The 6,452-nt window shown below is 62.1% G+C and carries 6 protein-coding genes and 1 tRNA gene; 2 read left to right on the top strand and 5 right to left on the bottom strand.

The features are described 5' to 3' along the window. Positions 1-194 (top strand): YbaK/EbsC family protein (locus EOA36_RS23250; protein WP_281040076.1); only part of this gene is annotated, 194 nt, incomplete at its 5' end. A 98-nt stretch (positions 195-292) separates the two neighbouring features. Here EOA36_RS23250 and EOA36_RS23245 read toward each other — a convergent pair. The 5 genes from EOA36_RS23245 to EOA36_RS23225 all read right to left on the bottom strand — a co-directional run bounded on the left by EOA36_RS23245 (position 293) and on the right by EOA36_RS23225 (position 5,020). Continuing rightward, positions 293-369, bottom strand: a tRNA-Pro gene (locus EOA36_RS23245). 56 nt (positions 370-425) lie between these two features. Next, entirely contained in the window at positions 426-1,694 is a 1,269-nt protein-coding gene (locus tag EOA36_RS23240) for an O-antigen ligase family protein (protein WP_127279590.1), read from the bottom strand. Then, positions 1,691-3,226, bottom strand: a complete 1,536-nt coding sequence (locus EOA36_RS23235; protein WP_127279589.1) for an undecaprenyl-phosphate glucose phosphotransferase — start codon at positions 3,224-3,226, stop codon at positions 1,691-1,693. The genes EOA36_RS23240 and EOA36_RS23235 overlap by 4 nt, the downstream gene beginning before the upstream one ends. Positions 3,227-3,314: 88 nt before the next feature. Continuing rightward, positions 3,315-4,445 (bottom strand): glycosyltransferase, encoded by a 1,131-nt coding sequence (locus tag EOA36_RS23230; protein WP_127279588.1) that lies wholly within the window; start codon positions 4,443-4,445, stop codon positions 3,315-3,317. Positions 4,446-4,456: 11 nt separating this feature from the next. Continuing rightward, positions 4,457-5,020, bottom strand: a complete 564-nt coding sequence (locus tag EOA36_RS23225) for a polysaccharide biosynthesis/export family protein (RefSeq protein ID WP_127279587.1) — start codon at positions 5,018-5,020, stop codon at positions 4,457-4,459. Positions 5,021-5,275: 255 nt separating this feature from the next. Here EOA36_RS23225 and EOA36_RS23220 point away from each other — a divergent pair. Next, positions 5,276-6,452: GumC family protein (locus EOA36_RS23220; RefSeq protein WP_189553319.1), on the top strand; the 1,177-nt coding region annotated here is incomplete at its 3' end.

The following is a 6,452-nucleotide window of genomic DNA, read 5'->3' as shown; positions in this document are numbered from 1 at the left end:
CCACGAGCCATCCGGTGGGCGGTGTCTGTCCGTTCGGCCTGCCGTCACCGCTGCCGGTCTATTGCGACGTCTCGCTGCGTGAATTCGTCGAGGTGGTACCCGCCGCCGGCGCCACCAACGCTGCGGTGCGCGTTGCACCGCAGCGCATGGTTGAGCTTACTGGCGCGCAATGGGTGGATGTGTGCCAAGGTTAGCGCCGGATTCAATCAGGAGCTGAGCTGGGCAAAACGGGCAATTCGAGAATTAGGTGATGCGGCAGGGCGGACTTTTGGGGGCAAGTCCTGCTTCGTAATGGTCGGAGTGGCCGGATTCGAACCGACGACCCCTTGACCCCCAGTCAAGTGCGCTACCGGGCTGCGCTACACTCCGGACCGGTCGCGATGTATCGTGATAACCCGGCTCGGGTCAACCGATTTCCGCGATAATTATCTTGCCGCGATCGCTGGTTTGAATGAGGCCGGCAAGACCGGCCTCAACAGCCGCTGGTGGCGGTATTCCAGGGCGATGGCGCCCCAGATCAAGCCGAGCAGCAGGTACATGTGGCGCCAGTGGTCGATGTCGATGAAGGTGCCGAGCCCGATATTGCCGATAAAGGCGACGTAGGCGCACAGCAGGTAGGGCTGCCACGGCCGGTCGCGCAGCAGGATGCGGAATCCGGCCGATATCGTCCAGAAGAACAGCGTCAGGAACGAGACGAAGCCGAGCCAGCCATAATCCATCAGCATTTTCAGCCAGATGTCGTGTGTGTCCTCGCCGTAGATCGTGCCGAAGACCAGCGGCCCGATGCCCAACGGGTGCTCCATGGCCATCTGGAAACCGATCGAGTAGCGCGCGAAGCGGCCGAGGCGGGCGGTGTCGTAGCTCTGTTCGAGGTGGGCGCGGCTGGAAAACATCTCCGCCACCCCAGGCAATTGCAATATGACGATGATGGCGACGGCAAGCAGCGACAGGGCGGCGATGGTCATGATTACCACGCGCAGCCGGAACATGCCGCTGGCGCTCTGCAGGAACAGGCAGCCGGTGAGCAGGATGGCCGAGACCGCGAACATGCCCCAGGCGCCGCGCGAGAACGAGAAGAAAATACCGGCGCTGATGATCAGCAGCGGCACGGCCAGCAGCGGCATGCGCGTGACCGGTCCGGTCAACAGCAGATAGAGCAGGTAGATGCCGGGCAGCACCAGGAACGGCCCGAACACGTTCGGGTCCTGGAAGGCACCGGCGGCGCGGTCGTATTTGGTGAACATTTCCGTGCCGGGGAAGGCGTGGAAATAGCCTGCTATGCCAAGCAGCGACGTGGCCACGGCCGAGACGACATAGGCATTGAAGATCAGCCGGTAGAGGTTCGGCTGCGTTGCGGTGACCGATGCGAAGAACACCGCGCTGAAGGCGAGAAACAGCGACACGGCGAGATAGAGCGGCGTATAGGCGAGGTCCGCCATCTGCGTCATGGAGATCATGCCGCCGATGTTCATGGTCACCAGCAGCACCAGCAGCGGCATGGCCGCGCGCGAAATCCGCAGGCCGAACAGGGCCCAGATGGCGATAAGCGCGGCCATGTAAATTTCGTAAGGCGCCGGCTCGCTGATGACGAAGCCCGACAGAAGAATGCCGAGCACGACCGCGCTCGAGGAAATCAGCGTGATCAGCTTGGCGTTGATCGCCGCGCGCGGCAGATCATGGCTGATCGCGCTCAATAGGCGTTTTCCGTATTGAGCAGCCGGATCGGCGTCAGGAACAGAATCCGCAGATCGAACAGCAGCGACCAGTTTTCGATGTAATAGAGGTCATACTCCGTCCGCATGCGGATCTTTTCATTGGTGTCCATCTCGCCGCGCCAGCCATTGATCTGCGCCCAGCCGGTGACCCCTGGCTTGACCTTGTGGCGCGCGAAATAGCCATCGACCACTTCGTTGTAGAGCAAATTGTGCGACTGCGCCGCTATGGCGTGCGGACGCGGACCGATGAGCGAGAGCGAGCCGAGCAGCGAGTTGAAGAATTGCGGCAGCTCGTCGATCGAGGTCTTGCGGATGAAGCGGCCGACACGGGTGACGCGCGGATCGTTCTTGGTCACCGTCTGCTTGGCGGTCGGGTCCGACCTGTCGGTGTACATAGAGCGGAATTTGTAGACTTCGATCACCTCGTTGTTGAAGCCGTGCCGCTTCTGCTTGAACAGCACCGGTCCCTTGCTGTCGAGCTTGATGGCGATGGCGGTGGCCAGCATAAAGGGCGAGAACGCGATGATGCCCATGAGGCTGAAGATGATGTCGAAGGCGCGCTTGGCGACCGAATCCCAATCGTTGATCGGCTTGTCGAAGATATCGAGCATCGGCACCGAGCCGATGTAGGAATAGGCGCGCGGACGGAACTGCAGCGCATTGGAATGCGCCGACAGCCGGATGTCGACCGGCAGCACCCACAGTTTCTTCAGCAATTGCAGCACGCGCGATTCGGCGGTCAGCGGCAACGACACGATCAGCATGTCGATGCGGGCGATGCGGGCGAATTCGATCAGTTCCGAAATGGTGCCGAGCTTGGGATAGCCGGCGACGAGGGCTGGCGAACGCTTGTCGTTGCGGTCATCGAAGATGCCGCAGATGCGGATGTCATTGTAAGGCTGCTTTTCCACCGAGCGGATGAGCACTTCCGCCGCCTTGCCGCCACCGACGATGACGGCGCGCCGTTCCATGCTGCCATCGCGCGCCCAGCGCCGGATCAGCTTCGACATCACCAGCCTGAGGCCGAAGAGGCAGACAAAGGCAACGACGAACCAGGTGCCGAACAGCAGGCGCGAATAGTCTTGCGACATCTTCATGACGAATGCCGTCAACGCCATCAGGGCGAAGGTCCCGGCCCAGACCAGCAGGATGCGCCCGAAATTGGCGATCGGCCGCATCAGGGATACGACCTGGTAGCAATCCGTGACATCGAGCAGCACCACGGCGAGGAACGACGCGGCGGCGATCGTCAGCGGATATTGCCAGGCCAGGTAATTGAAGAATCCGACATAGTAGAAATAGACGCAAAGCCCCGAGACCAGCAGCACCGCGAATTCGACCATGCGCAGCACGCCGCTGACCATGATCGGCGACATTGTATCGCGCCGGTATTGCGACGCGACCTGTCGGGCAACGTCGTTCATGCCGCCGGGCTTGTCGCCTTCGGCAGGGCCGTCGAATTTACGGACCGCTTCTGATGAAAAGCGGTGCGCGGGGTCGATCTCGTTCATGGAACAGTCCGCAAGCTTCCCCAGGGTGATTAGCAAAAGAGAGCTAAGAAACCCTTGAAACAACCCATGGCTTTGGAAGAGCTTGGGACTAGTTTGCCAGCGCGGCGAAATACGCCTTCTCGATTTCGGCGGCCATGACGTCGGCGCCGAAGCGCGCCCTGAGCGTGGATTCATCGGGCATCAATTTGCGATAGGCGGCGAGGTCGCCCAGCGCCTGGCTCATCTTATCGGCGAGTTCGGCCGGATCCGGCCGGATCAGGGCGGGGGAGCCTGAACCGAAAATCTCCGGTATGCCGCCGACCGAGGTCGCAATCATTGGTCTTGCCGCGGCAAGTGCCTCCAGCACGGTATAGGGCATGGCCTCGGCACGCGAGGGAACGACGACGAGCGCCGCCAGGACAAAGGCCTCCCGGGCCGGCATAGGCGGCAGGAAGCGGACATTGCCTTCAAGCCCCAGGCGCTTCACCTGCTCGTGGTAGCGGGGCAGGTCGTCGCCATCGCCGACCATCACGGCACTCGGTGATCGGCCAAGCCGGGAAGCGACGGCGGCCAGCGCATCGATGAAGATATCTGGGCCCTTGAGGTCCCGCATCATGCCGATATAGAGCAAATCAGCCGCATCGGACCCGGCGGTCACCGTCTCGAATTCGGTGGCGCGAAGTCCATTGTAGACCAGCGTGTTCGGGATCGGCGGCTCGCCTACCTTCCTGCGATAGGTCCGCCGCTCGTAGTCGGAGACGAACAGCAGACTGTCGGTGAAGCGCGCCATGAGATACTCGAGCGCGAAGAACAGCTTTCCGGTGGCTGTGTTCTCGTCATAGTGGAGAGAACCGCCATGCGGCGAATAGAGGCGGGCTACGCGAGACCTTGATACCCGCAACAATGAGCCGAACAGACGGGCATAGACGCCACCCTTGGCGCCGTGCCCGTGCAGCACGTCCGGCCGCAATTCCTTGATGATCCTGTAGGTGCGCCGCGCCGAGGTCACGTCGCCCGGGCCGACATGGCGCTGCATTGGCGTGCGATGGATGCCGAGCGCCAGCGTGCCCTTCATCTGCTCGAACAGGCGCTCCTCGAGTTCGCCGCCGGTGGTGGAGTCGCAAACGATGCCGACCATGTGGCCGGCGGCGACCTGCGCTTCCGTCAGGTCGCGCACGTGCCGGAAAATTCCTCCGACGGGTGAGCGAAAGCAGTGGACGATCCTGAGCTTGCCCGCCACGAGGTGTCTGTTCAGAACAGGCGTTCGCGGACGTAGACGGTATCTCCCGGCAGCAGCGGATCGGAAGTGACCACGCGGCCGGTTATCACCTTGCCGTTGATGTCGCGGGTGATGTCGACGCTCTCCTGGTTGGCGCGTGGCGTGAAGCCGCCGGCGATGGCGATGGCCTTCTGCACAGTCAGGCCGGGCACATAGGAATACTGGCCGGCGGCGCCCACTTCGCCCATGACGAAGATCGGACGGTAACGATCGATCTCGACCGAGACATCGGGGTCGCGCAGATAGCCCTGCCGCAGTTTGTCGGCGATCTCCTTTTCCATCTGCTGCGCGGTGTGGCCACGTGCCGGAATGGCGCCGACGAGTGGGAAGGAGATGTAGCCGGACTGGTCGACGCTATAGCTATTGGTCAGGCCCTCCTGCTCGAACACGGTGACGCGAACACGGTCGCCGGCGCCGAGACGATACGGCTGGTCGAGGACCTCGTGAAAGGCGGCCGGCGTCGGCCGATAGCTGGAGCAGCCCGCGAGCATCGACACGGCAAGCAGTGCGCGAAAGAGGGAAGCAGTGCTTTTCATGACCGGACAGGTACCTTCGACTGGCCGCTGCGGCGTCGCAGCAAACATCTGGGATCGGGTCCGTTATCATCCTGTTAGGGTTAATGGCCGGTAAAGGAGTGAGCCGATAGCCGTTCTTACGGGCAGGTTTTGCGATTTTATCGATTTTTTCGATCGCCCGCCAGTAAACCCTAATGGAAGCTTACCGTGATCTTAACGGCTGAGTTACCATAGTTGTTTACGGTGCGTCCCGACCCAGTTTCGGAGTAGGGATGCATGTCCGTTCAGTCCGCGGCCGCAGACGTCGACGTTGATCTCAGGCAGCTCTTCGCCAGCCTGGGGCGGAACTGGCTGCGGATTCTGGTCTTCGTTCTCGTGGTGACGGGACTTGCCTTCGCGGCTGCGTCGTTCGCGACCCGACACTACAAGGCCCAGACGCAGGTGGAGATCGCCCCGCGAGAATCCGTCTATACGCGGCCCGCCAGCAGCACCCCGGACAGCGACAAGCCGATCCTCGATGAGCAGGGCGTTGCCACCCAGGTCCAGATAATTTCGTCCAACGAAATCCTCAAGCAGGTCGCCCAGAAACTCGGCCTGTCGCGATTGTCTGAGTTCGACGAGACGATCAACATGTCGTCCCTGAGCCGTGTGCTGATCCTGCTTGGCCTGAAGAACGACCCGATGGATGTTTCGGCCGACGAACGCGTGCTGAAGAAAATGCGCGAGAAGCTCAACGTCTACGGCGTTGAAAAGACTCGCATCATTGCCATCGAGTTCTCTTCGGAGGATCCGAAGCTCGCCGCCGCCATCCCAGATGCCATTGCCGCCGCTTATATTGCGGGGCAGGGCGCGGCGAAGAGCGAATCGAACACCGCCGCAGCGGACTTCCTGGCGCCCGAGATCGCCGACCTGTCCAAGCAGGTCAGGGATGCCGAAGCCAAGGTCGCGGCTTACCGCGCCCAGTCGGACCTCCTGATGGGCGGTAACAATTCCACCTTGGCCACCCAGCAATTGGCCGAGTTGTCGACCGAGTTGTCGCGGGTGCGGGCCAACCGCGCCGCGGCTGAAGGCACAGCCGAGAGCGTGCGCAAGGCACTGCAAAACGGCGGATCGCTGGATTCACTGCCGGAGGTGCTGTCTTCCGATCTGATCCAGCGTTTGCGGGAACGGCAGGTAGAACTGCGCGCCAACATCGCCGATCTGTCGACGACGCTGCTCGACAATCATCCGCGTATTCGCGCGGCCAAATCACAGCTGGCCGATCTCGATGCGCAGATCCGCAGCGAAGCCCAGAAGATTATGAAGGGCCTGGCGATGCAGGCCGATGCCGCCAAGTCGCGCGAAAACCAACTCGTCGCCGACGTCAACACGCTTAAGGCTGCTTCGGCACAGGCCGGCGAGCAGCAGGTCGGTCTCGACGCGCTGCAGCGCGATGCCGCCGCCAAGCGCCAGC

The organism is Mesorhizobium sp. M8A.F.Ca.ET.021.01.1.1, assembly GCF_003998025.1.
Taxonomy (GTDB): Bacteria; Pseudomonadota; Alphaproteobacteria; order Rhizobiales; family Rhizobiaceae; genus Mesorhizobium.
Note: the sequence above shows the minus strand (reverse complement) of the source record. Positions and strands in the feature narration are given on the sequence as shown.

What these genes read in the sequence shown, in the direction of transcription:
- EOA36_RS23225 (WP_127279587.1), bottom strand. Translation starts at nt 5,020, where the DNA reads ATGAAAAGCACTGCTTCCCTCTTTCGCGCACTGCTTGCCGTGTCGATG.
- EOA36_RS23235 (WP_127279589.1), bottom strand. Translation starts at nt 3,226, where the DNA reads ATGAACGAGATCGACCCCGCGCACCGCTTTTCATCAGAAGCGGTCCGT.